Source organism: Mucilaginibacter sp. P19, assembly GCF_050632265.1.
Lineage (GTDB): Bacteria > Bacteroidota > Bacteroidia > Sphingobacteriales > Sphingobacteriaceae > Mucilaginibacter > Mucilaginibacter gossypii.
Window position 1 is genome coordinate 4730631 of the sequence record NZ_CP192586.1, and the last position, 25969, is coordinate 4756599.

General features: G+C 42.3%; 20 protein-coding genes and 1 pseudogene. 10 read left to right on the top strand and 11 right to left on the bottom strand.

Annotated features, from left to right (window positions below; genetic code table 11):
- Positions 1–2: 2 nt before the first annotated feature.
- The 6 genes and pseudogenes from ACQ86K_RS22880 to ACQ86K_RS22905 all read right to left on the bottom strand — a co-directional run bounded on the left by ACQ86K_RS22880 (position 3) and on the right by ACQ86K_RS22905 (position 7429).
- Positions 3–1786: pseudogene (locus ACQ86K_RS22880) on the bottom strand (glycoside hydrolase family 3 C-terminal domain-containing protein).
- Positions 1749–2156 carry a hypothetical protein gene (locus ACQ86K_RS22885; protein WP_431198867.1) on the bottom strand — a complete coding sequence of 136 codons (408 nt, stop codon included), beginning with the start codon at positions 2154–2156 and terminating at the stop codon, positions 1749–1751. Before ACQ86K_RS22885 ends, ACQ86K_RS22880 begins: the two are co-directional and overlap by 38 nt.
- Positions 2157–2202: 46 nt before the next feature.
- A complete protein-coding gene (locus ACQ86K_RS22890) occupies positions 2203–2361 on the bottom strand; it encodes a cellulase family glycosylhydrolase (RefSeq protein ID WP_431198868.1) in 159 nt (52 codons plus the stop codon).
- Positions 2327–2770, bottom strand: coding sequence for a glycoside hydrolase family 5 protein (locus ACQ86K_RS22895; RefSeq protein WP_431198869.1), 444 nt, complete (start codon positions 2768–2770; stop codon positions 2327–2329). Before ACQ86K_RS22895 ends, ACQ86K_RS22890 begins: the two co-directional genes overlap by 35 nt.
- Before the next feature lie 505 nt (positions 2771–3275).
- A complete protein-coding gene (locus tag ACQ86K_RS22900) occupies positions 3276–5912 on the bottom strand; it encodes an ATP-binding protein (protein WP_431200917.1) in 2637 nt (878 codons plus the stop codon).
- The gene (locus ACQ86K_RS22905) at positions 5831–7429 is read right to left on the bottom strand and encodes a ligand-binding sensor domain-containing protein (protein WP_431198870.1); all 1599 of its coding nucleotides are present in this window, start codon (positions 7427–7429) and stop codon (positions 5831–5833) included. The genes ACQ86K_RS22900 and ACQ86K_RS22905 overlap by 82 nt, the downstream gene beginning before the upstream one ends.
- A gap of 334 nt (positions 7430–7763) precedes the next feature.
- Here ACQ86K_RS22905 and ACQ86K_RS22910 point away from each other — a divergent pair, with 334 nt between their 5' ends.
- The 6 genes from ACQ86K_RS22910 to ACQ86K_RS22935 all read left to right on the top strand — a co-directional run bounded on the left by ACQ86K_RS22910 (position 7764) and on the right by ACQ86K_RS22935 (position 15438).
- Complete coding sequence (locus ACQ86K_RS22910) at positions 7764–8651, top strand: helix-turn-helix domain-containing protein (protein ID WP_091170045.1); 888 nt, start codon at positions 7764–7766, stop codon at positions 8649–8651.
- A gap of 481 nt (positions 8652–9132) precedes the next feature.
- Positions 9133–10773 (top strand): alpha-L-fucosidase, encoded by a 1641-nt coding sequence (locus ACQ86K_RS22915; RefSeq protein ID WP_091170048.1) that lies wholly within the window; start codon positions 9133–9135, stop codon positions 10771–10773.
- A gap of 5 nt (positions 10774–10778) precedes the next feature.
- Positions 10779–12674: a glycoside hydrolase family 97 protein gene (locus tag ACQ86K_RS22920; protein ID WP_431198871.1), complete on the top strand. Its 1896-nt coding sequence runs from the start codon at positions 10779–10781 to the stop codon at positions 12672–12674.
- A gap of 109 nt (positions 12675–12783) precedes the next feature.
- Positions 12784–14052 carry an L-fucose:H+ symporter permease gene (gene fucP, locus ACQ86K_RS22925; RefSeq protein ID WP_091170054.1) on the top strand — a complete coding sequence of 423 codons (1269 nt, stop codon included), beginning with the start codon at positions 12784–12786 and terminating at the stop codon, positions 14050–14052.
- 18 nt (positions 14053–14070) lie between these two features.
- Complete coding sequence (locus tag ACQ86K_RS22930; protein ID WP_091170058.1) at positions 14071–15087, top strand: aldo/keto reductase; 1017 nt, start codon at positions 14071–14073, stop codon at positions 15085–15087.
- 15 nt (positions 15088–15102) lie between these two features.
- A complete protein-coding gene (locus ACQ86K_RS22935) occupies positions 15103–15438 on the top strand; it encodes an L-rhamnose mutarotase (protein ID WP_091170061.1) in 336 nt (111 codons plus the stop codon).
- A gap of 242 nt (positions 15439–15680) precedes the next feature.
- On the opposite strand, the gene ACQ86K_RS22940 is transcribed toward ACQ86K_RS22935, so the two are convergent.
- A complete protein-coding gene (locus tag ACQ86K_RS22940) occupies positions 15681–16658 on the bottom strand; it encodes a glycoside hydrolase family 43 protein (RefSeq protein ID WP_091170064.1) in 978 nt (325 codons plus the stop codon).
- 195 nt (positions 16659–16853) lie between these two features.
- Here ACQ86K_RS22940 and ACQ86K_RS22945 point away from each other — a divergent pair, with 195 nt between their 5' ends.
- From ACQ86K_RS22945 to hemN, 4 genes are all read left to right on the top strand, one after another.
- Entirely contained in the window at positions 16854–18041 is a 1188-nt protein-coding gene (locus ACQ86K_RS22945) for a PAS domain-containing sensor histidine kinase (protein ID WP_091170066.1), read from the top strand.
- Entirely contained in the window at positions 17986–19089 is a 1104-nt protein-coding gene (locus tag ACQ86K_RS22950; protein ID WP_431198872.1) for a response regulator, read from the top strand. The genes ACQ86K_RS22945 and ACQ86K_RS22950 overlap by 56 nt, the downstream gene beginning before the upstream one ends.
- Before the next feature lie 82 nt (positions 19090–19171).
- Positions 19172–20209 (top strand): 2-hydroxyacid dehydrogenase, encoded by a 1038-nt coding sequence (locus ACQ86K_RS22955; RefSeq protein ID WP_091170072.1) that lies wholly within the window; start codon positions 19172–19174, stop codon positions 20207–20209.
- Positions 20210–20214: 5 nt separating this feature from the next.
- A complete protein-coding gene (hemN, locus tag ACQ86K_RS22960) occupies positions 20215–21582 on the top strand; it encodes an oxygen-independent coproporphyrinogen III oxidase (protein WP_091170076.1) in 1368 nt (455 codons plus the stop codon).
- A gap of 64 nt (positions 21583–21646) precedes the next feature.
- Here the strand turns inward: hemN and ACQ86K_RS22965 are convergent, their stop codons facing one another.
- The 4 genes from ACQ86K_RS22965 to ccoG form a co-directional block, all read right to left on the bottom strand.
- Entirely contained in the window at positions 21647–23422 is a 1776-nt protein-coding gene (locus ACQ86K_RS22965) for a hypothetical protein (protein ID WP_091170079.1), read from the bottom strand.
- Positions 23423–23483: 61 nt separating this feature from the next.
- Positions 23484–24170, bottom strand: a complete 687-nt coding sequence (locus ACQ86K_RS22970; RefSeq protein ID WP_091170083.1) for a sulfite exporter TauE/SafE family protein — start codon at positions 24168–24170, stop codon at positions 23484–23486.
- A complete protein-coding gene (locus ACQ86K_RS22975) occupies positions 24167–24598 on the bottom strand; it encodes a FixH family protein (RefSeq protein ID WP_091170085.1) in 432 nt (143 codons plus the stop codon). Before ACQ86K_RS22975 ends, ACQ86K_RS22970 begins: the two co-directional genes overlap by 4 nt.
- On the bottom strand, positions 24591–25964 hold the full coding sequence (ccoG, locus tag ACQ86K_RS22980; protein ID WP_091170090.1) for a cytochrome c oxidase accessory protein CcoG: 1374 nt from the start codon (positions 25962–25964) through the stop codon (positions 24591–24593). Before ccoG ends, ACQ86K_RS22975 begins: the two co-directional genes overlap by 8 nt.
- Between the last annotated feature and the right edge of the window lie 5 nt (positions 25965–25969).

Below are 25969 nucleotides of genomic sequence, written 5' to 3' on the forward strand. Positions count from 1 at the left end.
AGTTATTTAACCGTAATCTTTGTTTTGAGAATAATATTACGGGATGAATTACCTAACTCGAGAACGTATTCGCCGGCTTCAGTGTTCCAACCTTTTTTTGCTTCATCATAAAATGCCAGATCTGCGACTTTCACCTGCATTTCTATCGTCTTTTTTCGCCGGCCTTTAAAAATACCTTTTTAAAGGCTTTGAGCTCTTTTTCAGGACGCTGTACCGAACAAACCGGATCATTCACATACAATTGCACAACTTCGGCGCCACTTCTTTCACCTGTATTTTTGATCGTAAACTTCGCATGGATCGTTTCGTCTTTTTTATAGCTTGATTTATCTGTTGAAAGCTTGCTGATTGAAAAATCAGTATAGGAAAGGCCATAACCAAATGGGAACAGCGGCACTATATTTTTAGTATCGTACCAGCGATAACCAACCAATATTCCTTCTTTATATTCGGCTGTGAGATTATCGCCTGGATAGGTGTTCAAATTAAATGCCGGTGAATCATTTAACGAAGCAGGAAAGGTAAACGGCAGCTTACCCGATGGGTTTATAGTTCCCTTCAACACATCGGCCAGCGCATTGCCGGCTTCTGATCCGTTAAACCATGACCAAACAATGGCGTGATTTGATTTTTTGATTTCGTTCAGGTCAAATGGCGCGCCAGCCATTACTACAATAACGGTATTTGGATTAACGGCACTTACGGCGTTAACCAAAGCCTGCTCACCAAAAGGCAGCTCCAGGCTTTTACGATCATGGGCTTCACTTTCGTATTCACGGTTTGAACCGATACACAAAATGGCAACATCACTGCTTTTAGCGAGCGCTACGGCTTCATTAATCAGGTCCTGATCAGGTTCATTATAGTCGCCATTTTGCTCAGCAGTTTTACTTGCCAGATAACTTGCCCTGTAACTCTGTGCAAACCTGATATCGGCAGTTTTGCCGAACCTTGATTTTATACCTTCTAATGCGGTAACCTCCTGTTTAGCCTTTACACCTGCGCCATATCCTCCTAAGGCGAAAGTGCGTACGGCATTATCCCCTATAACTGCTATGCGTTTGATCTCACTTGTTTTTAACGGCAATAATTGTTTATCATTTTTCAACAGAACTATGGATTCTGAGGCGATATCATATGCGGCTTTAGTGTGCTCCGGTGTTGCGATAGCCCCTTTTGGATGGTTGGTACTCATAGATGTATGGTACATGAGCCATAAAATCCTGCCCACTTTATCGTCAATAGTTTTTACTGAAACCTCCCCGGCTTTAACAGCGGCAAGCAATGGTTTAGCCAGATACCATTGATCATAAGGTCCACTTGAACCCATTTCAATATCCAGGCCGTTATTTGCCGCCGCGACGGTATGATGTGTGCCGGCCCAGTCAGACATAACTACGCCTTTAAAGCCCCAGTCTCCTTTTAAAACTTTGTTTAATAAATACCCATTTTCAGAACACCAATAACCATTTAACTTATTATAAGCCGACATAACGGTATAAGCATTGCCCTGCTGAACGGCGGCTTTAAAAGCCGGGAAATAGATTTCCTGTAGAGCTCTTTCATCAACTATTGTATTTACACTATCGCGGTCGAGTTCCTGGTTATTAGCTGCAAAGTGTTTAATGCAGGCAGCCACGTGCTGACTTTGAATCCCTTTTACCGATTGAATGGCCAACTGGCTGTTTAAATAAGGGTCTTCTGAGTAATATTCATAAGTACGGCCGCAAAGAGGCATCCTGCAGATATTAAATGCCGGTGCAAGCATTACATTTTTTTCGGGCATTCGCTTCCTCTCCTATTACCACGCCATATTTATTGGCCATTATAGGGTTCCAGGTGGCAGCTATTGCCGAACCATTGGGTAAGAACGTAGCCGAATCGGTTGTCCAGTTAGCCGAAGCCCAGTCAAAACGTTTAATTTCTTCGCGCACGCCTAATGGCCCGTCGTCACAGGTCAATTCAGGGATACCTAAACGGGGCACACCTGCCGAAGAAAATAAAGCGTTGCCGTGCAACATTGCTATTTTCTCTTCAAGTGTCATCTTTTTGATGATCCTATTGATCTTTAATTTAAGGGCAGCCTCGTTTTTGTTTTGTGCAGATACACTACCGAAAAATAGAAGAGCAATAAAACAAGTAACTATGCATTTCATAAACATTATTTCTTTAAATCCTTTGTTAAACATTATTTATCAGCGGCTATGATTTCGATAGCCGACGGCCCTGGACAATTAACACCCGGTAACTGTTTCTGCCACCTGTTGACCTCACCGCGTTCACAAACGTTTGGTGATATGAAAGCAGTACCGACATTTGGGCGGCATCATTTGTACTGGGTTCGTTGGCGCTGGCAAACATCACATGTCTCGTCAAAATCGCGCATTGCCGTTGCAATTTGTTCCCAAAACGCTTTTTGTTTAGCGTTAACAGAATCCTGTTTTGCCGGAGTAATATTATTTTCAAGCCAACCGCCATCCCAGTGAATATTGAGCAACACATACGTATCGTTTTTTACACAATATTGTACTACCTGTTTTACGCGGTTTAACCAGGCATCCTGTATTTTGGCAGTTTTTTTATCTGAATATTGATCCCAGGCGCAAGGGATACGAATAGCGTTAAAACCGCTCCGCTTAACCAACTTGATATAATCTTCTGTGATTAAAGGGTTGCCCCAGCCGGTTTCGGCGCCGAGCGCTTCCATTGTGTTGCCGATGTTCCAGCCCAATTTGATATTTGCTGTCCGTTGAACTGCAGTGTTATCCATTCTCGTTTTATCGGGAGCTTTGGGCGATATATTGTATGAGGGATAGATTGTTCTGATAACGGCTGTATCTTTTATTGCCTTTTGAGGACTATTGCAATAAGCGGCCTTGAGCGGAGAAGCAATCGAAAAAATAACAGTAGTACACCAAAGTATACGTTTTAACATCATAGTAAATTAAGCAGGTTTGAAAATTGGCTTAAGCAATGCCCAACTTTAATTGCGTTTTACAATAAAGAAACATTGAATTATGCTGCTAATTTAAATGTCGGGGTGCAATCGATTGTTCACAAATGGGTACACAAATGTTAAAACCACATACTGTACTTATTTACAATATGTTAAAGTGAATTTATACCTAATAATCGGTCGTAACTGAAACAGATGTTGTACTAAATTTAACAAAAAGACCCAAAAAGCATCAAGTTAAACCAATAACAAAATCAGGTAAATCGTTTTTTTAAAATAATAAAAGCAATTTGCTTGCGGTAAAATCGATTATAAAACACTATTTGTTCTTATTGCTGACATACGCAGATGGAAGGCAATTAAATTCGGCCTTGAAGCATCGTACAAAATACTTTTGACTTTTAAAGCCTACTTTGTAGGAGATCTGTGATATAGTTAACTGTGAATTCTCAAGCAACTGTGCGGCACGTTTGAGGCGGATGGTGCGGATCAGATCTACGGGAGATTTTCCTGTTAAAGCCAGCGCTCTTTTGTACAGGGTTACGCGGCTCACACATAATTCGCTGCTCAATTCCTCTACCGAGAATTCGGCGTTGTCAATGTTTTTTTCAATTATTTGTACTGCTTTTTTTATAAACGCTTCATCAAGTGATTCGGTTTCTACTTCAGTTGGTTTAACATCAAGCTGCTTTTGATAAGTTTTACGCATATCTTGCTGCATGGCCAGTATGTTCTTTAATTTAGAAGTCAGTATTTCGAAATTGAAAGGCTTGGTAAGGTAATCATTGGCACCCGTTTCAAGTCCCTGCAATTGCTGTTCTTCATCTGTAACAGCAGTAAGGAGAACAACCGGTATATGTGATGTACGTTTATCGTTTCGTATTTTGCGGCATAAATCTATGCCATTCATCTCAGGCATGCTAATATCGCTGACTACAAGGTTAGGATGAAGGGCCAGGGTTTTCTGCCATCCTTCCTTTCCATTAGCAGCTTCGATGATGTTAAAAGTTTCATTTAAATTGTCTTTCAAATAAAAACGAAAATCCTCATTGTCTTCAACCAGTAAAACAGAAAGCTTCTTAATTGAATTGCTGCCTCCCATCTGTACCCAATCGGTATTTTCGGATACCGCTGTCCGGGGGAAATCAGGTTCATTTATCGATACTTCTTCGTCTGTTACTAAATCAACAGGTAAAAATATAGTAAAATAACTGCCTTGTCCGGGTTCACTTTGCACTGATATTTCACCGTTGTGCAGCTTTACAAATTCTTTAGTTATTGACAGCCCTATACCACTACCCTGGTTAACCATAGATCCTGGCACTTCGTTTTGAAAAAAGCGCTCAAAAATTCTGTCCTGCTTATCTAACGGAATACCAATACCCGTATCAATAACCTTTATCTCAAGCTGTTGCTTTCCAGAGTCCTTTTCGAGTATCGCCAATAAAACGCTTATATGTCCGCCATCAGGTGTAAACTTAAAAGCATTAGAAAGCAGGTTGAAGATGATGCGTTCGATTTTATCGTGATCAAAGTTGATAATCAGGTTTTGAATTTCCGAGTCGAATACCAGCCTGATATGTTTTTTCTCAGCAACATCCGAGAACGAATAAGCCATTTCCTTAATAAAACTGATAATATCACCACTCCGTGCATGCAGCCTAAGTTCCTGCACCTCCATTTTCCTGAAATCAAGCAACTGGTTTACCATATTTAGTAACCGTTTGGCATTGCGGTTAATTAATTGCAACTGATTTCTCTGCTCTTCGGCCTCGGTTTGCTTTAAAATCTTATCAACAGGTGCCATGATCAATGATAAAGGGGTCCGGAATTCATGGCTTACATTGGTGAAAAACTTAATTTTCATCATGTCCAGCTCATGCATACGCCTGGCCTCCTGCCGCTCATTTTCAATTAACAATTTAGCCTCGCGTTTCTCCTTTTCGATTTCAAACTGCCTTCTTATTTTTTGAATTCCGCGCCGGCGCATCAAAAATAGGATCCCAAATAAAAGTAATATATAAATAAAATAAGCCATTGTCGATTTCCAGAACGGGGGCAATACCTTAATTTTTAATGTGATATAATCAGGGTCCCACCGCCCTTCCTGGCTAACCGCCCGTACTTTAAAAGTATAATCGCCGCCATCAAGGTTGGTGTAGGTAGCTTTTCGCGTAGCATTATCGGCATCAATCCAATCCTTATCAAAGCCTTCCAGCATATACTGATGTTTTACTTTGTTGGGATTAAAGAAATTAAGCGCGGCAAACTCAATGGTAAATACATTTTCGCTGTGTGTCAGTGTCAGCTCGCGGGTTGCCGAAATAGCTTTTGACAATACCACATGTCCGTTAACTTCTTCATTGGCTTTAATACTTTTGTTATACAGCAAAAAATCAGTAAAAGTTAGTTTAGGCTTGTTGGTATTGGCATGTATGGCTAACGGGTCGAAAATATTGAAACCATGCCCGCCGCCAAATATAAGTTCGCCCTTGCGGGTTTTGAGCCCTGCCTGGTCATTAAATTCCCTGCCTTGCAAACCATCCGTTTCATCAAAATTCTCAAACCTAAAAGCGTAAGGAGCCTTTTGGGCAATAAGCGTTACCCTGCTTAAACCATTAGCAGTACTAAACCACATTCTTCCTTTGCTATCTTCCAGTATTTGCAATATGGCATTATCTGGTAATCCGTTTCGCTTTGTTAGTGATGTGAACTTGTTGGTTTCGGGGTTAAGTATGCTTAATCCGTAGCGTGTAGCTATCCAGATCAAGCCGTGCCTGTCCTGGTTAATGCAGTTGATTGTATTACTGATTAAGCTGTTAGGATCATCTTTATTTATGCTGTAATGAATAAACCTGCCTGTATTTTTTAAAATCACATCGATACCAAAGTATCCTCCAACCCAAATATTGCCTTTGCGGTCTTCAAACAGAGCAGAAACGTAAAGACACCTGATATCTGTTTGTTTAAAGGGAGGGGAAAATTTCTTTTTTCTCTGTCAAATATCTGGAGCCCGGCTGCAAATGTCCCTATCCATAACTTATGCGATGAATCTTCGAAAATACTCATCACCCGGTTATCGGCAAGGCTCCCCGCTATCTTATCGTCATGTTTATAATGGGTAAACGTTTTTCCGTCAAAGCAGTCCAGGCCGCCAAAATATGTCCCTATCCACAATTTTTGATCATGATCGATACATAAACTGACAATAATATCGTTGCTGAGACTGTTTGCATTTCCTGGTTCATACTTATACTGCCTAAAACTGCCGGTTTCACGGTTAAAATAAATTAAGCCTCCCCCGTTTGTACCAATCCAAATATTCCCATTTTTATCTTCAACAAACTTGTTAGCATCTTCGAAGCCCAAACTTTTAGGGTCTGAAGCGAAGTGCCTGTACAATGGGAACCGGATAATATTTTTGTGATAATAGCTTACACCTTCTTTAAAGGTGCCTGCCCACATAATACCCGAATCGTCTTTATAAAGGTTGATAACGCTGTTTTGACTTAATGATTTGGCATCATCTTCCCTGTTCAATAAATAGGTAAATGTGAAAGTTTTTTTATCTAACAAATTTATACCACCGTGGTCGGTTGCTATCCATATCAGGCCGTCATCGGCCTGGATAATGTTGCTGATGATATTAGATTTTAATTTGAGCCCCGAAGGTTCGTTAGCGATAGGCCTGAACGCCCTGCTTGAGGGACTGTAATAATACGCGTTGGCGTAAAAACCAGGTGTGTAAAACCATAAATCATTGTCCTTATCCACAGTAATAGCGTAATAAGCATCTTTGTTATTAACGGCTTTATTAAATACCTCGGTATGATAAGTAATTTTGTTTTGTTTGATATCGAACATCTCAACGATGCCGTTACGGTACACCACCCAAACATTGCCGGTTGCATCCAGTGTTATATCTGAGATAAAATTTGAATACAATGACGCACCTGAACGGTGATGATAATACCGACGGGTTGTTTTGTTTATTTCATTATGCCTGTACAGACCGGAATCCGGGCACACCAGCCAAAACTCGCCCTTACCACCGCGAATTATTTTAGATACGTTAGGATATCCGGGAACCTTTAACGAGCGCGTCATTACCGACATATCACTGTCAAACTGTTCCGTTTCCGGATCATAAAAACAGTATCCTCCGCGGGTTGATACCCATAATTTTTTGCCGGGTCCTTCAAAAATACCGCTTACAAAATCATCATTAAGCGACTTTTTGTTATTTGCGTCATGCTTGAATATTTTAAAACTGTAGCCATCATAACGGTTAAGCCCTGATGCAGTTCCGAACCACATAAAACCTTCGGAGTCTTTATAAATGCAGTTTACCTGGTTGTGCGATAAGCCATTACTTCGGTTTAACTGCGAAAACTGATATTTACCATTTTGTGCAAAAGCGACACGCAGCGTCAATAGTAAAACAAGCATGCTTATGGATAATTTATATCTCATAGCTTAGGGATAGGGGTACTCATAAAGTTCGATCAATAGGTTAGACTATCTTCACAAAAACAAGTCTTTTTTAATATGGCTTTAGTAAATATCCTATTTTGAACGTATAAATCCAAAAACACCCGATTATGAGGATACTTTCAAACTTCCACCAACCGTTAAAAAGGAAAGCCTATTCTTTTACCGCTTATATTGGTTAATTCAAACCTACAGTAAAATAAGCATTCAAATTTTGATTTAAATGGACTTTTTTTGTAAAAAACCGACTTCATAATCTTTAAACCACTCATATACTTTTAGGTGTGTCAAATCAATTTGCATATTTGTAGTTCAGATGATTAAAAGGAATTTAAAGCATACTTTCTCGCTCCTTAACGTTGATTACGTAAGGTTAAACCCAAAATGGAATTACAGGAATGTGATCAGCCCTTACTATCGCATTTATTATATAGATGATGGAGAAGGTGAAATTTCAGATGCAGCCAGTTCGCTAAAACTTGAACCGGGTTATTTGTACATCGTTCCAAGCTTCACCCTATGTAATTTAAGTTGCAACGATTACCTGGGCCAGTATTTTGTACAGTTTTTTGAAGATTCGATAGATGGAAGTTCGCTTTTTGCTAATCACAGGGTTGTATTGAAAACAATGGCCACCGAAATGGATATAAACCTTTTTAACAGACTGCTTGAAATTAACCCGGGGAGGGGAATTAACAGGTCAGATAATCCTAAGGTGTATGAAAAAGATATCTACTATAAGGAATATCAGGAACTTAATAATCAACAAAACACTTCCGTGTACCTGGAAACCCAGGGTATCCTCCTGATGTTAACCGCAAAATTCCTTAACCCACAATTATTTAAACATCCGGAACATAAATCTATACCCATTAAAATTGCGGAAACCTTAAATTATATCCTTGTTAATTTACATATGGATCTTTCCGTAAACCTGCTTGCATCCCGGGCAAATCAAAATGTCGATTACTTTTCAAGGCAATTTAAGCAGCACACAGGAACCAGGCCATTAAATTATATAAATGAAAAACGAATTGAACGTGCACAATATCTGATGGCAACAAGCAGAATGGCTTACTCAGAGATCTGCACGCAAACCGGGTTTGATAACCTTTCTTATTTTTCCAAAACATTCAAAAAGCTAACCGGTATGTCGCCCAGTGAATATAAAAAACAGATGTACCAGGTTGGCTTCAATCATTAGTATTCATACCTACTTATCATTATCGCTTTTTTCACCGATAATGCCACAACCCGAGAACAGCATGGTCTGAAACAGCCAATGATTTCATTTTTACAATCCCGTTCCCAAACCTTCCTTCACTACGCATCCTGATATGGCGTAAACAAACGCTTAATTTCCATTATTAAGTAATTCTCAATAAATAAGCTATTTATAGGTAAACCTGAAAAATAATATGATTTAAGTAGTATCCGATCCTTTTATCAATCTCAACTTCAATCGTAATATCAAACACTCAAAAAGTCGGGTTTGTATAAAAAAAGTCCCATTAGGTCAACTATTTGAATATTATTTCAAAGAAATTTGATTGATGATCAATTTAACGTGAATAGCTCATCAACCAATTATAGATAATGACATATAGAAATTTACTTAAAGGCCTGGCTGCTCGTTTGCATAGCTGATCCAGATAGGTACTTTTTCAAAACTTCCAAACTCAATTATGAAAAGAAGAACATTAATAAAAGGCATGGCCACGGGACTCTCATCTCTGTATCTGTCAAAGGTATTTGGTAGCAGTTTACTGCAAACAAACACTGAAACTATTTCTGGGCCGTTTAAACCAAATTGGGATTCATTGGCTCAGTACCAGGTGCCGGACTGGTTTCGCGATGCAAAGTTTGGGATGTGGGCGCATTGGGGCCCGCAATGCCAACCGGAACGTGGTGACTGGTATGCACGCGGCATGTACCAGGAAGGCAGCGATCAGTATAAATATCACGTCCAAAAATATGGACATCCTTCCAAATTCGGTTTTAAAGACGTTATTAATGAATGGAAAGCCGAAAACTGGAACCCTGACGAGTTGGTTGGCCTATATAAAAAAGCCGGTGCCAAATATTTTATGGCACTGGCCAATCACCATGATAATTTTGACCTTTATGACAGCAAATACCAAAGCTGGAACTCCACTAAACTTGGCCCCAAAAAAGACCTGATAGGCGGCTGGGCCAAAGCAGCTAAAGAGCATGGTTTGCCTTTTGGCGTAACCGTACACGCCTCCCACCCCTGGACCTGGTACGAGGTTGCCCAGCGCGCGGATAAAACCGGCCCGTTAGCAGGCGTACCTTATGATGGCAAGCTTACCAAAGCTGATGGTGCAGGTAAATGGTGGAACGGTTACGACCCACAGGAATTATATGCACAAAACCATCCGTTAAGTAAGGACAGCCTCGATAACAACAGTATGGGCAGCCATTGGGACTGGGGCAACGGCGCAAGCGTGCCCAGCAAGGCTTATTGCGATAAGTTTTTGAACCGAACCATTGAGCTGATAGATAAATACGGCCCAGAACTGATTTATTTTGATGATACAGCCTTGCCCCTATGGCCGGTGAGCGACGCCGGTTTAAAAATAGCGGCGCATATGTACAATACCAGCATTAAAAAGCATGGAAAGTTGCAGGCCGCACTGTTTGCTAAAGTATTGAATGAGCAGCAACGTAAATGCATGATATGGGATATAGAACGTGGCCAAAGTAACCAGATAGAACCTTTACCGTGGCAAACCGATACTTGTATTGGCGGCTGGCATTATGATCGGCGCATATTTGATAATAAAGGCTACAAAAGTGCCAAAACAGTGGTACATACCCTGGTTGATATTGTAAGTAAAAACGGTAACCTGCTTTTAAATGTCCCATTACGGGGAGACGGAAGTATCGACAGCGAAGAACGAACTGTTGTTGAGGGAATAGGAGCCTGGATGCAGGTTAACAGCGAGGCAATTTATGGCACCCGCCCCTGGAAAGTATTTGGAGAGGGGCCCGCAACAGATTCAGCGGCTCCAATTAGCGCGCAGGGCTTTAATGAAGGCAAAGGCAAACCATTCGGAGCCGAAGATATCCGGTTTACCGTAAAAGGCAAAACCCTTTACGCCACCATGCTGGGTTGGCCAACCGGGAATGAAGCCGTTGTTAAAAAGTTAGCAAAAGGTAATGAAGCAGGCAATGTAAGCAGTGTAAGCTTGCTTGGAAACGGCAATTTGAGTTTTGAGCAGACTGAGGCCGGTCTTAAAGTAAAATTACCTGAGCAGGCACCCGGTAAAGATGCGTTTGTTTTAAAAATAGAAGGAGCTGTTTAATTTATATGATGAACCTGAAAACTTGTTACGCCCTGATCACTGCCGTTTCACTGGCAGTTCCTTCTTTGGCGCAAACGTTTAAGCTGGTTTCGCCGGATAAAAAAACCGTTGTGGAAATAAACAACACCAGCAGCCTGAGATATACAGTTTCCAGCAATGGTTTAACAATCGTCCATCCTTCATCACTCGGTTTCGAGTTTAAAGATGAACCGGCTCTTGGCAACGGTATGGCCGTAACCGGTCATGTGGAGCATTCTGTTAACCAAACGTGGGCGCCGATAGTAAAAGCGAAGCACAGTATCGTAACCGATCATTACAATGAACTGGAATTATCACTGGTTGAAAAATCAGCGCCAATGCGCCGCATGAACATATTGTTCAGAGCTTATAACGATGGTGTTGCTTTTCGCTACCAGTTGTTCGGGGCTGATAAAATCGGCGACCGGCAGATAGTAAAGGAGCTCACCGCTTTTAACTTAACAGCAAAAGCAAAAACCTGGGTGGCAGACTATGGTAGTTATACCTCATCCCAGGAAACCGAATTTCAACCGAAAAACCTAAACCATATTACTGATAAAACAATTGCAGGCTTACCCCTGCTGGTAGAATTAGATGAGCATCATTATGCGGCTTTTACTGAAGCCAATATTGATAACTATCCGGGGTTTTATATAGGATCCTCAAAAACTGACACTGGTACTACCGACAAAATTAGCCTGATCACCAAACTATCGCCCCTACCCGGTGAAGGTGAAAATGGTGTTAAAGCACGCTTCACTAATAATTTGTTTACACCCTGGCGCGTAGTGATGCTGGCTGCTTCGCCAGGTAAATTAATTGAATCGGAACTGATACAGAACCTGAACCCACCTAACGTATTGAAAGATCCCAGCTGGATCAAACCAGGCATGAGCGCCTGGGATAACTGGTGGAGCGGAGACGTAAAGGTTGACATGCCAACGATCAAAAAGTATATAGACCTGGCATCGGCACAACATTGGCCTTACATGCTTATTGACTGGCAATGGTATGGGCCATTTAACAAGCCTGAAGCAGATATTACCAAAGTGGCTCCGCAATTAAATATGCCCGAGATTTTAGCCTATGCTAAAGCCAAAAAGGTTAAATGCTGGCTTTGGTTATATAGCTCGGATGTTAACCGGAATGACAATTTTGAAAAAGCATTTCCGATTTACGAAAACTGGGGTATTGCAGGAATAAAAATTGATTTCATGGACCGCGATGATCAGCAAATGGTGAACTGGTACCGTCGTATCATCCAAACGGCTGCAAAGTATCATTTGATGGTTGATTTTCATGGCGCTTTTAAACCCGACGGCATTGAGCGGACCTATCCCAACATGGTAACCCGCGAAGGAGTTTTAGGAGAAGAATATTCCAAATTTTCGACCAGGATAACAGCCGGGCATAATACCACATTGCCATTCACCCGTATGTTGGCCGGGCCAATGGATTATACTCCCGGCGGATTCCTGAATGTAAAGAAAAGCGATTTCAGAAAGGGAAGCCCTACCCAGGTAATGAACAGCCGATGTGCCGAGCTGGCAAAATTCGTGATCTACGAAAGTCCGTTTATGGTTTATTGCGATGCGCCTGAAAACATTTTAGGCAAGCCCGGAGCCGATTTTTTAAACAATATACCAACTGTTTGGGATGACATGAAGGTACTCGGCGGTTACCCGGGCCAATATGTCATTATTGCTAAAAGAAACGGGAAAGACTGGTATATCGGCGCGATGACAAACGATTCTGAAAGGACTGTACAATTGAAAATGGATTTTTTACCGGCGGGCAACTACACGTTATCATCATGGGGCGATGTGTTGTCATCTCCTCAAGGCCTAACCCGGGCTGAAAAAAGTTATCGGCTAATTCCGTGATCAACATCCATATGGATACAGCAGGCGGATGGGCAGCTAAAATAACTGCCCAGTAATTAATTGAGAACCTTTAACCCGGCATACAAAAGTTTAATACAATGATCAGATCATGACAAAGAATAAAACTCTTTTTCCATTTATATTAATAACCAGCTTATTCTTTCTGTGGGGGTTTGCACATAACCTCGACCCGATATTGATACCGCACTTAAAGAAGTCGTTTACGCTTACCACAGTGCAGGCTACGCTTGTAGATTCTGCGGTGTTTATAGCCTATTTCGTGATGGCTTTACCTGCGGGGTTCATTATGAAAAAATATGGTTATAAAACAGGTATTATCACAGGGCTGCTAATTTTCGCGTTTGGTTCCTATTTATTTATACCTGCAGCCAATACGCAGCAGTACACATTTTTCCTTGTAGCTTTGTTTATCATTGCCTGCGGGTTAACCATCTTAGAAACTGCCGCCAATCCTTATGCTTCTTCATTAGGAGATCCCGCAACTTCTACACAAAGGCTTAACTTTGCGCAATCATTTAACGGGCTTGCTGCCACCCTCGCGCCTATAATTGGCGGGCGTATTATACTGACAAAAGGTTATACTCCGGCACAATTAAGCGCAATGACAGAAGAGGGCCGTAAACTGGCGCTGGCCGCCGAAGCTTCATCAGTAAAAACACCCTATTTTATATTAGGCAGCGTGTTGGTGTTTATTGCCATACTTTTCGCGTTTACACGGCTGCCAAGGATCCAGCAGCATGAAGGACACGCAGCCAGTAAAAACATTTTCCATGCCCTGAAGCATCGTCATTTAGCATGGGGTGTGGCTGCCCAGTTCTTCTATGTTGGCGCGCAAGTTTGTGTATTTAGTTTGTTTATTCTTTATGCCACGAAATCTGCCAGACTTACGGAGGTGCAAACGACCTACTATCTCAGTTTGTGCGGCGCTGCATTTCTAATAGGCAGGTTTATTGGTACTTTCCTGATGAGGTATTATAGCTCGGCTGTTTTACTTGCAGTTTATGCGGGTATCAATATCTTGCTATCCGCAATCGCCATTTTTGGTCACGGCATGATCACGGTTTACACAGTAATTGGGATCTGTTTCTTCATGTCCATTATGTTTCCAACCATTTTCGCGCTGGGTATAAAAGATCTGAAGGCAGATACGGAATTTGGCAGCAGCCTGATCATTATGTCTATCGTTGGTGGTGCTGTGTTGCCAAGGGCATTCGGTTATATCAGCGATGTAACTGGCAATATTCAAAATGGTTATGTGGTACCGTTGGTATGCTTTGCGGTAGTGGCCCTTTTTGGATTGAAAGGACATCGTGTAAAAGTGGGGCCGGAAAATGTACCGGTTTCAACTATCCTTTAACAATTTTCCATTTTCAATATGCAGGAAATTAATTTACCTAAAGTAATTTTTGGAACCAGCGGATTAGGAAATTTATATGTAGCACTTCCAGACGATGTTAAATGTGCTATTGTTGCCGAAAGTATCAGGCATTCTCCTAAACCGGCTGTATTTGACTCAGCAGGGAAATACGGCGCGGGGCTCGCGCTCGAATCATTGGGAAAGGCTTTGGCAATACTAAATGTCTCCCCCTCGGAGGTACTGATCAGTAATAAATTGGGCTGGCTGCGTACGGCGTTAAAAAGTCCCGAACCTACTTTTGAACCGGGTGTTTGGCGCGACCTGAAATATGACGCCGTTCAGCGAATAAGTTATGAAGGCATCCTGGAATGTTATGAACAGGGAAATGAGTTGCTGGGGAATTATCGTGCACAACTGGTATCTGTACATGACCCCGATGAATACCTTAATGCAGCAAAAGATAAACAGGAACAAGCACAACGCTACCGGGACATATTGGACGCTTACCGGGCATTGATTGAATTAAAACGCAATGGCAAAGTAAAAGGTATTGGTGTAGGTTCGAAAGACTGGCGGATCATCAAAATGATAACGCAGGATGTAAAATTGGATTGGGTAATGATCGCCAATAGCATGACAATTCATAGCCATCCGCCAGAATTAATTGAATTTATGCAGGAACTTGAAAAGCAAGGAACTTTGATCATTAATTCCGCCGTTTTTAACGGCGGCTTTTTAACCGGATCTGATTATTATAACTATCGGTTAACTGATCCGGTAAAAGACAAACATTTACATCGTTGGCGAGAGTTGTTTTATCGCTTATGTGCAAATTATAAAATAAAACCGGCGGATGCCTGCGTGGCTTTTGGGTTAAATGGTCCAGGCGTTAAAAGCATCGCCCTGAATACCACAAATCCCAATAGGGTTGCACAAAATATTTCGCTGGCTTCATTAAAGATCCCACCACAATTTTGGAAAGAAATGAAAGAATATGGCTTAGTTGACGAATCATACGCTTCCGCCTATCTGTAAAAATTTAATCTCACTATGAAAAGATACTGTTTGGCCCTCGATTTAAAGGATGATTCGCAATTGATAGCGGAATATGAACATTGGCATAAGGCTGAAAATAGCTGGCCAGAAGTACGCAAAAGCATACTGGACGCGGACATTCTTGATATGCAGATCTATCGCACGGGAAACCGGTTGTTTATGATCATGGAAACGAGCGACAATTTTGAGTCAAAGAAAAAAGAAGAAATGGATGCGCTAAATCCTAAAGTACAGGAATGGGAGCAACTTATGTGGCTATTTCAACAGCCCCTCCCCTGGGCAAAAGAAGGAGAAAAATGGGTGATCATGAAACAGATTTTTAAACTTTAAGCACGGGTGATATACAGATAATATTGCAAAAAACAGGGATAAACGATTAATTGCGCAACGTTCAATCACCAACATAAGATACGGACTTAAAATAAATTAAAACCATAACGCAACTCCCGATTCCGGGCATACAACGGGAAAGACGCAAATCATGGCGGTCTTTCCCGTTTTCTGCTTTTGGGTTACTTAGTGTTTATGACTTTTGGCTAAGGACTAAACACCAATTTATCGTTAGCACCACATCAGTTATTTATTTTCACTTCGCCGTCTATTACCTCAAAAGGAATCCACAGATAACCGGATTTCTCCAGGTCAAGTTTGTTCCACAGATCTCCCATGAAGATAAAATTTGAAGGTTTTCCGTTTATCGGCAAAACATAATTTCCCTGTGCAAAGAACGTTTGTTCTGCATTGGTACCGCTGCAGGGGTTGCCTATCTCAGTCCACGCCCCCATGATACTATTGGCAGTTGCGTAAGATGCCGCATTGGGGCTCCAACCTGAGCATCCCGAAGTGATCAGGAAATATTTGCCGTTATTTTTGAAAAGTGCCGGGCTTTCGCGGTTTCTGTCGATCAGAATCCTGGTATAATGTTCCGTTGGCTTCAAATAATCATCTGTCAGCAGGCAAACATGCATAGTGTTGTTATCTTCGGATGAATAAACAACGTAGGCTTTGCCATCGGTATCCTTAAAAAGTGTCATGTCCCTAAGCATTTGATTGTTTGGTTTGATACTGCCCAGGTACGTATATGGCCCCTCGGGCGAATCGCTTATGGCAATACCGGCCTTTGAATCCTGATAATCATTTCTGTCATTATGGAACCACATCACAAATTTTTTGGTTTTCTCATTGTAAAGCACCTTGGGCCGTTCAATTACCCTACCGGTATCCAGATCATTTGACGGGTCACCTGTGACAGATCTTAATGCAGTTCCGAGATTTTTCCAATGTTTCAGATCTGTCGACGAATAACACGATACCCCGCCTGCAGGGACCCGGTAATCTTCCCAGCTTTGCCCGGGAACCAACCAGGTTTTGCCTTTTTTAATTTCGCCAAACAGGTAATATACCTCATTATAATAAAGTACCCCTGCCCCATGAGCATTAATCTGATTTCCGTCAGTGTCCTTAAAGTCTCCGCCCGAAATCATGTTTTGCGACCGTGCCTGGTTATTGAAAAATATGGATAAGATCAGGATCAGTACCGTATACTTCATATATTTTGTTTTCTATTTTAACAGATCGGATAGAGTTTAAAAATAGGTAAAAAAAGGATGGTTGCTCTACACTCAACCATCCTTTTACTTTGTGCCTCACCATAAAAAGTGATTGTGATCACTTTTTATGGTGAGGCACATCATATTGAAGACTAAATCCATTCGTGATCTTTGTCATTAAACAAGGAAACGCTGATGGAGAATGCCGCGCTGCTAAAAGCAATTATTGAAAATGCCATAGACGGCATTATTACCATAAACAGCCACGGAATTATCGAATCTATCAATCCGGCAGCATGTAATCTGTTTCAATACAGTCCCGGCGAAGTAATTGGTAAAAATGTATCTGTTTTAATGCCCCCGCCCGATAAGGAGCTGCACGATGGTTATATAAACCGTTATCAAAACACAGGCAAGGCGCACATTATAGGTTTTGGCCGCGAAGTTAAGGGGTTAAAAAAAGATGGCTCCGTATTCCCTTTCCGCCTGGGGGTAAGTGAAGTACAGTTTTCAGGCCGAAAAATCTATACCGGTTTTATCCATGATCTCACACGCGAAAAGGAGGCAGAAGAAAGATTAAAGGACTACGCCGTCCATTTAGAAGAGCTTGTTGAGGAGCGTACAATTTCTTTAAAGCATTCGGTAAGCGAGTTGTTGCAGGCTAAAGAAGAAGTTAGCCTGTCATTAGAGAAAGAAAAAGAACTTGGACAGATGAAAAGCCGCTTTGTATCAATGGCCTCGCATGAATTCAGGACCCCTCTGAGCAGCATCCAGTTATCGGCCATTCTTGTTGAAAAATATGCGCAGGAGTTTAGCAATCCTAACATCAGCAAACACATCGCCAAAATAAAAACGTCGGTAGGTAACCTTACGGGTATCCTAAATGATTTTCTGTCGCTCGAAAAACTCGAAGCCGGCAAGGTCGAGCCCGTATTTACCGAATTTAACCTGGTAAAATTTGGCGAGGAAATAACAGAAGAAATGCAACTGGTAGCCAAACAAAACCAAAATATCATTTATCAGCATACCGGTACTACCAGTGTTTTTAAATTGGATCCCGCATTATTAAAAAACTGCATCATTAACCTGATCAGCAACGCCATCAAATACTCGGGCGAAAATACCTTTATTGAATTTAACACGGAGGTAGCCAGCGATCAGTTGGTTGTTGTGGTTAAGGATAATGGTATAGGAATCCCTGAAAATGACCAGAAGCACTTGTTTGAAGCGTTTTTCAGGGCACATAATACCGGCAATATATCAGGTACTGGTCTCGGCCTTAATATAGTAGCGCGCTACGTTAGCCTGATCAACGGCACGGTGCAATTTGAAAGCAAAGTTAATTACGGAACATCATTCACGCTCACATTTTCGCAATCATGAAAAAAGTATCCTCATTATTGAAGACAATACCGATATAAGGGAAAGCACCGCCGAAATACTGGAGCTTTCCGGCTACCTGGTATTGCAGGCCGGCAACGGCAAAATTGGTGTCGACTTAGCTATAAAGCATAAACCGGACCTTATTTTGTGCGATATCATGATGCCCGAGCTTGACGGGTATGGCGTATTATTCATGCTCAGCAAATCGCCCGAAACGGATAATATACCCTTTATATTTTTAACCGCGAAAGCCGAACGGGTTGACTTTAGAAAAGGCATGGAAATGGGTGCCGATGATTATCTTACCAAACCTTTTGACGATATAGAATTGCTTAATGCCATTGATAGCAGGTTGAGCAAAAAAGAAAAACAACAGGCATTTTTTAGCAGGTCGCTGCAAAAAATAGAGCACCTGGCCATCAATTCGCGCAACGGAGCAGCCGAATTAAACGCACTGATAGCCAGTAGAAAAATAAGGCAGATAAGAAAAAAACAAGTATTATTTTATGACGGGGATAGCCCGCAGGGAATTTACCTGGTGATGGAAGGCAGCATAAAAACATTTAAACTGGCCGAAGACGGCAGGGAACTGATGACCGGCTTATACAAAGCCGACGACTACCTTGGCGTACATGCCCTGCTGCTTGATGATGCTTACGGCGAAACTGCCGAAGCAACCGAAGACGCGGCCATATGCCTGCTGCCGAAAGATACCGTTTTAACCATGCTTGACCGGTATCCCGACGTTGGCCGGCAATTTTTGAAAATACTGTCAAACAATATCAAAGAAAAGGAAGAACAACTAATCGAGCTGGCCTACCATTCGGTAAGGAAACGGCTGGCGCAGGTATTGGTAAGGCTGAACAAGCAAAACGGCGAAACGCAGGAATTTAAAATATCAAGGGAAGAAATGGCATCAATGGCCGGTATGGCTACCGAAACGGTAAGCCGTACGCTTTCTGATTTTAAAGAGGAAGGCCTGATAGAAAAGAAAGGTGCAACCATCAATATAACAGACCTTAACAAACTGGTAAAAATGAGAAACTGATAAAGGTCATTTTTATCACTGACCGCGCTCATGGTTTTGATGATGCCAGCCAGGTAGTTTTGTTTAATATAAATGTGTATAGATGAAAGTTGTAGCTTACAGTATCAAGGCGTTCGAAAAGGAATTTTTGGCCAGAGCGAACCAAAAAAAACATGATATTACCCTTATCTCTAACCCGTTAAATTCTGAAACCGCGGTTTATGCCGAAGGTAAGGAAGCGGTGGTTGTTTTTACCAATGACGATGTATCTGCCTATGTTATCAACCAACTGGCCGATCTTGGCGTTAAATATATTGCTACCCGGTCGGTTGGTACAGATCATATCGATAAGGAAGCAGCAGCTTTGCGCAACATAAAACTGGCCAACGTACCTGAATACTCGCCGCAGGCTATTGCCGAACATACCGTTGCCATGGCACTTGCCCTAAACAGGCATTTAGCCGAATCAAACGCCCATAGCCACCTGTTTGATTTCAGGCTGAATGGCCTCATGGGGTTTAATTTATACGGCAAAACAGTTGGCATTATTGGCCTGGGACATACCGGGCAGGCGACTGCCGCTATCTTTAACGGCTTTGGCTGTCGTGTTATTGGATACGATCCGCTTGCAAAATCAAACTTGCCAGGAATTGAACAAGTGGCTATGAATGACCTGCTTGCTACTGCCGATATAATTTCATTACATGCCCCCCTCTGCCCCGAAAACTATCATATGATAAATAATGAGACTCTTGCTTTGATGAAAGATGGAGTCATGCTCCTGAATACTTCGCGGGGAGGGTTAATTGATACTGAAGCAGCATTACGGGCTGTTGAAACCGGTAAAATAGGTTATTTAGGACTTGATGTTTATGAAAAAGAAAAAGGCCTGTTTTTTGAGCAGCATCAACATGATACCGATAGAGACCCATTGCTGGAAAAACTGATGACCTTTAAAAATGTCCTCATCACCCCCCATCAGGCTTTTTTAACCAGTGAGGCATTACAGCAAATTGCTAATCAAACCATAAAAAATCTTGATCAGTGGCAGGCTAAAAAGTGCGTTGGAAATGCGTGTGTGTGTGCAAAAAACTGCAAAGCGACCGGTGAGCTATCAACGGTTGATACTACCAAAGCTTAATATTTATGAAAATTCCCCAGCACCTTATTGATAAATACAACGTTGCTGCTCCCCGTTATACCAGTTACCCTACGGTACCTTATTGGAACATTGAAAACTTCGATGAAGAGGAATGGCGAAAATCAGTATCGCTTTCTTTTAAGGAGAGTAACGATCGTGACGGGATCAGCCTGTATATTCACCTGCCATTTTGCGAAAGCCTGTGTACCTATTGCGGTTGTAACACCCGCATCACCAAAAACCACCGGGTAGAAGAGCCGTACATTAAAGCTGTTTTAATGGAGTGGGCCATGTACGTCAATACCTTTGAAAGCAAACCCGTTATCAGGGAAATACACCTTGGCGGCGGCACACCTACATTTTTTAAACCCGAACACCTGGCCATACTGATCAATGGTATATTAAATTCATCAACTATTCATCCCCAGGCCGAGTTTAGTTTTGAGGCGCACCCCGCCAATACAACTGTTGATCATTTACAGGTTTTATATAATCTTGGTTTCAGGAGGATAAGCCTCGGCATCCAGGATTTTGACCCGAGGGTTCAGTTTATCATTAACCGGATCCAGAGTTTTGAACTGGTAAAACTGGTTACGCAGCAAGCCCGACGGATCGGATATACATCCGTTAATTTCGATCTGATATATGGCCTCCCGCTTCAAACTATCAACGGGCTAAAGGATACCATTGCCCAAGTGGCGAAATTAATGCCCGATAGGATTGCTTTTTACAGTTATGCCCATGTACCCTGGATAAAACCCGGTCAGCGCCGTTTCACCGAAAATGATCTGCCCGATGCTAATGAAAAAAGGGCTTTGTATGAATGCGGACGCGAATTATTTACAGCATTGGGTTATCATGAAATTGGCATGGACCATTTCGCCTTGCCTACGGATAGTCTTTACTTAGCCGAACAAAATGGTACGCTGCACCGTAATTTCATGGGTTACACCCATCAATATACCCAATTAATGATTGGTTTGGGCGTATCGTCCATAAGCGATAGCTGGTATGCATTTGCCCAAAATGTAAAAAAAGTAGAGGAATACCTGCAATTGGTTAACGCCGGCCAACTGCCGGTATTTAAAGGTCATATGCTTACGGCCGATGATCTGAGCATTCGCAGGCATATTTTAAATATCATGTGTAACGGCAAAACCTGCTGGAACCTGCATAATGAAACAAGTGAAGCTTTTTTAGAGGGGCTGGAACGTATGCGCCAATTTGAGCAGGACGGGCTGGTTGAATTAAATTCATGGTGCATTACTGTTACCCCCATGGGTAAACGCTTTTTACGCAATATATGTATGGCGCTTGATGCCCGCCTATGGGCCGACAAGCCTACTACGCAGTTATTCAGCATGACTGGATAAGGCTTTGACAACACCAACTATCAGTTAAACAAAGAAACCGGGATTGATTCCCGGTTTCTTTGTTTTAGATATTTAGCAATTGCAGTTTCTCTTCTGATAAGACCAGGTCCTTCAGCATCCGCTCCAGGTAATCCTGGGTTTGGTTGCTTATTTGCGGGATCAGCTGTTTATAGTATGTGATGCCCTGCTGTAATTGGTCTTTAAATTTGAGCAGGTATTTTCCTTTCTTTTCGTTGAGGTTTGCTACATAGCCCGAAATGTCCTTTTTAAGGTAATCGATATAAAGGTTTAGCTCATTGATAAACATATTAGGGCGGGTTGTTGCCTCAAGCAAGTTGATATGCCCATAGATATGGCTAACCATATCATCAAGCGTATAAACCCCTGAAAAGAAGGCGATATTTGGTCCGGGACAAATGGTTACTGCCTTGTTTTCCCGGGCTTTCAGAATATCGTTTTTGATATAAGCAGATGCACAAAGCCCTTCGCATAAGCAAACCTTTTCGGTAACAGCATCTATCTGTTTTTGAATTTCATCTACCGGAAGCTCACTGTGTTTTAGCTGTTTTATTTTCAGATGCTGGTACTCACGTGATGCTGTGCAAATGGGATGTTCGGTAAACTCGGTATTTGATACTAAATATTTTTTATTGCAGGGACTACCCGGCCTGCCATTTGCTATCCTGCTAAGTCTTTGCTCTTCGCCCGAGCTTTTGCTGAAGTTATTGAACAGGATACCCAGCGGGGATGACGAGCTTACATAAAAATCATCATGGCCGGCGCCTGCCAATTGTTGCAGCGTATGTTCATCAACATTGGTGGCTTCGGGTACCAACAGGAACGGGCTGCCCCAACCGGTAGCATCCATCTGATAATGCTCCCGCAAAAAAACATCTTCCTGCATAGTGCCTATCCCACCCTGTACGCTGATCTTTTGCGCCGGACTGGCCTCTGTAAACCCCCTTTCGGCAAGTGCAGGTTGATAGAGGTCAAGCAGCTCGTGTATCATATTTTCCCTTTTCAGTTTAAACTCTTCCAGGATGGGTCCGAGCAGCAGGCCATCAGTAGCAAAAGCATGCCCTCCACAATTCAGGCCCGATTCAATCCTGAACTCTGATACCCACAGCCCCTTCTTTGCTAAAAACTTAGCCTGGATCAGCGCCGAACGAAAATCGCTCACCTTTAAAACGATCCGTTTACGAAGCTCGTTATTGCCATCAGGATAAAAACACTTAAAAGTTTCCAGGTAACTGTACAGCCTCGGGTTCATTCCCGCCGAAAGTACCACTGATGAATCCAGATCGCTTTCAGCAAAGCCTTTTAAAGCAGCAAGCGCGTCGGTATGGGTATCGCCGGTATAATTGCCGTCTGCGTCAAAGTTCATTTTATCAACTTTGGCCATGATATTTACATCAATAGCACCTTTGTTCATTCTGGCGCGCAAAAGATCTTGAAAGATCTGTTTACGTTCCCCCTCAGGATACTCGTTCATCAGTTCGTAACCCTGCTTTGAAGCCGAAGCCTCAGGTAATAGGTTAAAGTAACGGTCGATGTCCATTCCCTGGTTAAATGGCATTTGTTTAAGTTCTTCAAACTGCCTATTTACCAGTTCGTTTAATAAATTAAGATAGGCTGTAATCCGTTTTGAACGGCTGTCGGGGCCGCTTTTTAAAATTGGCGTAAATGGCAAACCATTTTGAGTTGAATGATACTGCCGCATACGCTCAACGAGTTCATCATCAACAATTGAAACAACGGACGAGATACCGTACCGGGCCACTTTTAGCGGTGTATCAACAGAGTATCCCAAACCTAAAACAGGTATATGAAAGCTGTGCATATAATTAATTTAATATTATGTATTTAGAATAAACATGAGGCTAATCAATCTGCCTACGGTGTTACTTACAAATAACAGTTCCGCTGGCCGATGGCGGGCTCAGATAAGGAATATCAAGTGCGAGCCCGCGCAGTAAAAACCAGGCGCCAAGGCATAGCATAAAATAGGGAACCACCCTGTTCATCTTTCTTCGGATGCCCTGGTTAACAAATCCACTGCCAACAGTGACTGCCAGCATTAAAGGCAGGGTACCCAAACCAAACCAAATCATGTATTGCACGGAAGCACCCACTGACGAAGTGTTTACCGCACCGATGAGCGCCAGGTAAACAAAACCGCAGGGTAAAAAGCCGTTTAACAAGCCTATGGCCAAATGGCCGGCCCGATGCTGTAACGCGTAAGTAAGCAACGCATTAAAAGGCTTCAGCAGCCAGTTACCAGTACTTTTGTTACTAATTTTCAACTTCCACAATCTTGAACCGGCCGCCAGCAGGATCAGTATCCCGCTAATGATGCTTACCCCCTGCTGCAAACCTGAAAGCCATAATTGCTTACCGATGAGCCCGGTTATTAACCCGAGGGTTGCGTAACTTATAGTACGCCCAAGGTTATATACCAACTTATCCCACAAGAGCAGCCAAAAGCTACTGTGGTTAATGGGGATAGCGAAGGCGAGCGGGCCGCACATTCCTATACAGTGAACACTACCAAACAAGCCTATAAAAAAAGCGATTTGACTGGTGCTCATGGTATAAATATTTCTTTGGTATACAGGTATTTTTTGCCGTTGCTTTCCCAATTAAAAACCAGCTGCCACCTACCTGGCTTTACATCAGTCAGCGGAATATTAACATTACCCGCCAGGTTGCTCTCCAGGTTGATATGTTTGTCCATTTTGCCGTCGTCCGGGCGCTTCAAATCTGCTGTTCCCTTTACCAGACCTGTAAACTTTACTAGCAGAATATTGTTGTTAATGCTGATTGATGGCTGTGCTTTATCGCTAAGTACTTGCTTCTCTTTATCATAATCGGCATTAAACGCAAGCCCTTTTTCGTAATAATGCGGATCGACATCGTCGGGCTGCCTGAACATGGCAACGCCCATGGCTACAATGTAACTCATAAAAGCCAGCATGCCTATTACTATTCCTTTTCCCCAGTTTATATGCTTAATCATTTGTTGGTGCTATAAAATTGGTTTTAACAGATTGAACCACCTTACCGCCAAGCAACAAGTTCAGTTTAATGGTAGTTTTGGCGGCATGTACTTTTGATGCAGGGAGCATGACAAAAAACACCGTTTTAGCCGATCCGCCCTTTGCAACCGGTCCGGGCGCCTGGATATAACTGATCTTAACAGCCGGATCATCCGCCCCTATCCTGATCACTTTATCCTGATTGGTTTTATTAATGATTTCGGCATTATAAATATTACTGATGTAACCGCCCGGCTGTTGCTGATAAAGCATTCCCGCACTGCGCATAACGGTGATATCCATATCGCTCCGGCTGAAAATAAAATAACCAAGTACAGCCACCAGCACGGTTATTACCGCGGTATATCCCATCATGCGCCCGGTAAACGAGGGCTTTTCTTTCAGCCTGATCATATTTTCGGAGAAGTAGCCAATCAGGTTGCGGGGCTTTCCTATCTTGTCCATTACCTGGTCGCAGGCATCTATACAGGCAGTACAGTTGATACATTCAATTTGAGTTCCTTTACGAATATCAATACCTGTAGGACAAACAGCAACGCACAGGCTGCAATCAACGCAATCGCCTTTCAGGTTAAAGGGGTCCGCGTTACGGCTTAACTTGCCCCGTGGTTCGCCACGCACATCGTCATAAGCTACTACTAAAGTATGCTCATCAATCAATACACTTTGTAAACGCCCGTAAGGGCATATCAATGTGCAAACCAGCTCACGTACCTGGCTGTAAATCAAATAAAATACAATGGTGAATACCCATATACTGATAAAACCAACCCAGTGGGCTGCAACAGGCTCAACAATAATTTTAACAAGGCTTTCGCTGCCGATGATATAAGCGAGGAAAGTGTTGGCGATCAGAAAGGATACGAATACAAACAAAGCATGTTTGGCTGTTTTTTTGATGATTTTTTCCCGTGTCCAGGCACCAGCGTCAAGCTTTTTACGCTTATTGGCATCCCCTTCTATCCAAATCTCTATCTTTCTGAAAACCATTTCCATAAATATGGTTTGAGGGCAAATCCAACCGCAGAAAATACGACCGAAAGCAATAGTAAATATTACCACGCAAACCAAAAAAACAAGCGAAGCCAGCATAAACAGAAAAATATCCTGCGGCCAAAACACCTGCCCCAGCAGTACAAATTGCCGATCTATCACATTGAGCAGCAACAACGGCTGGCCATTGATTCGTAAAAACGGCCCAGCAAAAAAGAAAATGAGATAAAAATAGCTTAACCAGCTTCTCCATTTATAAAACCTGCCTTTACGTACCAGCGGATACATCCACTGTCTTTTCCCGTTTTCTTTTGCCGCCAGTAAGCCGTCCATAATCG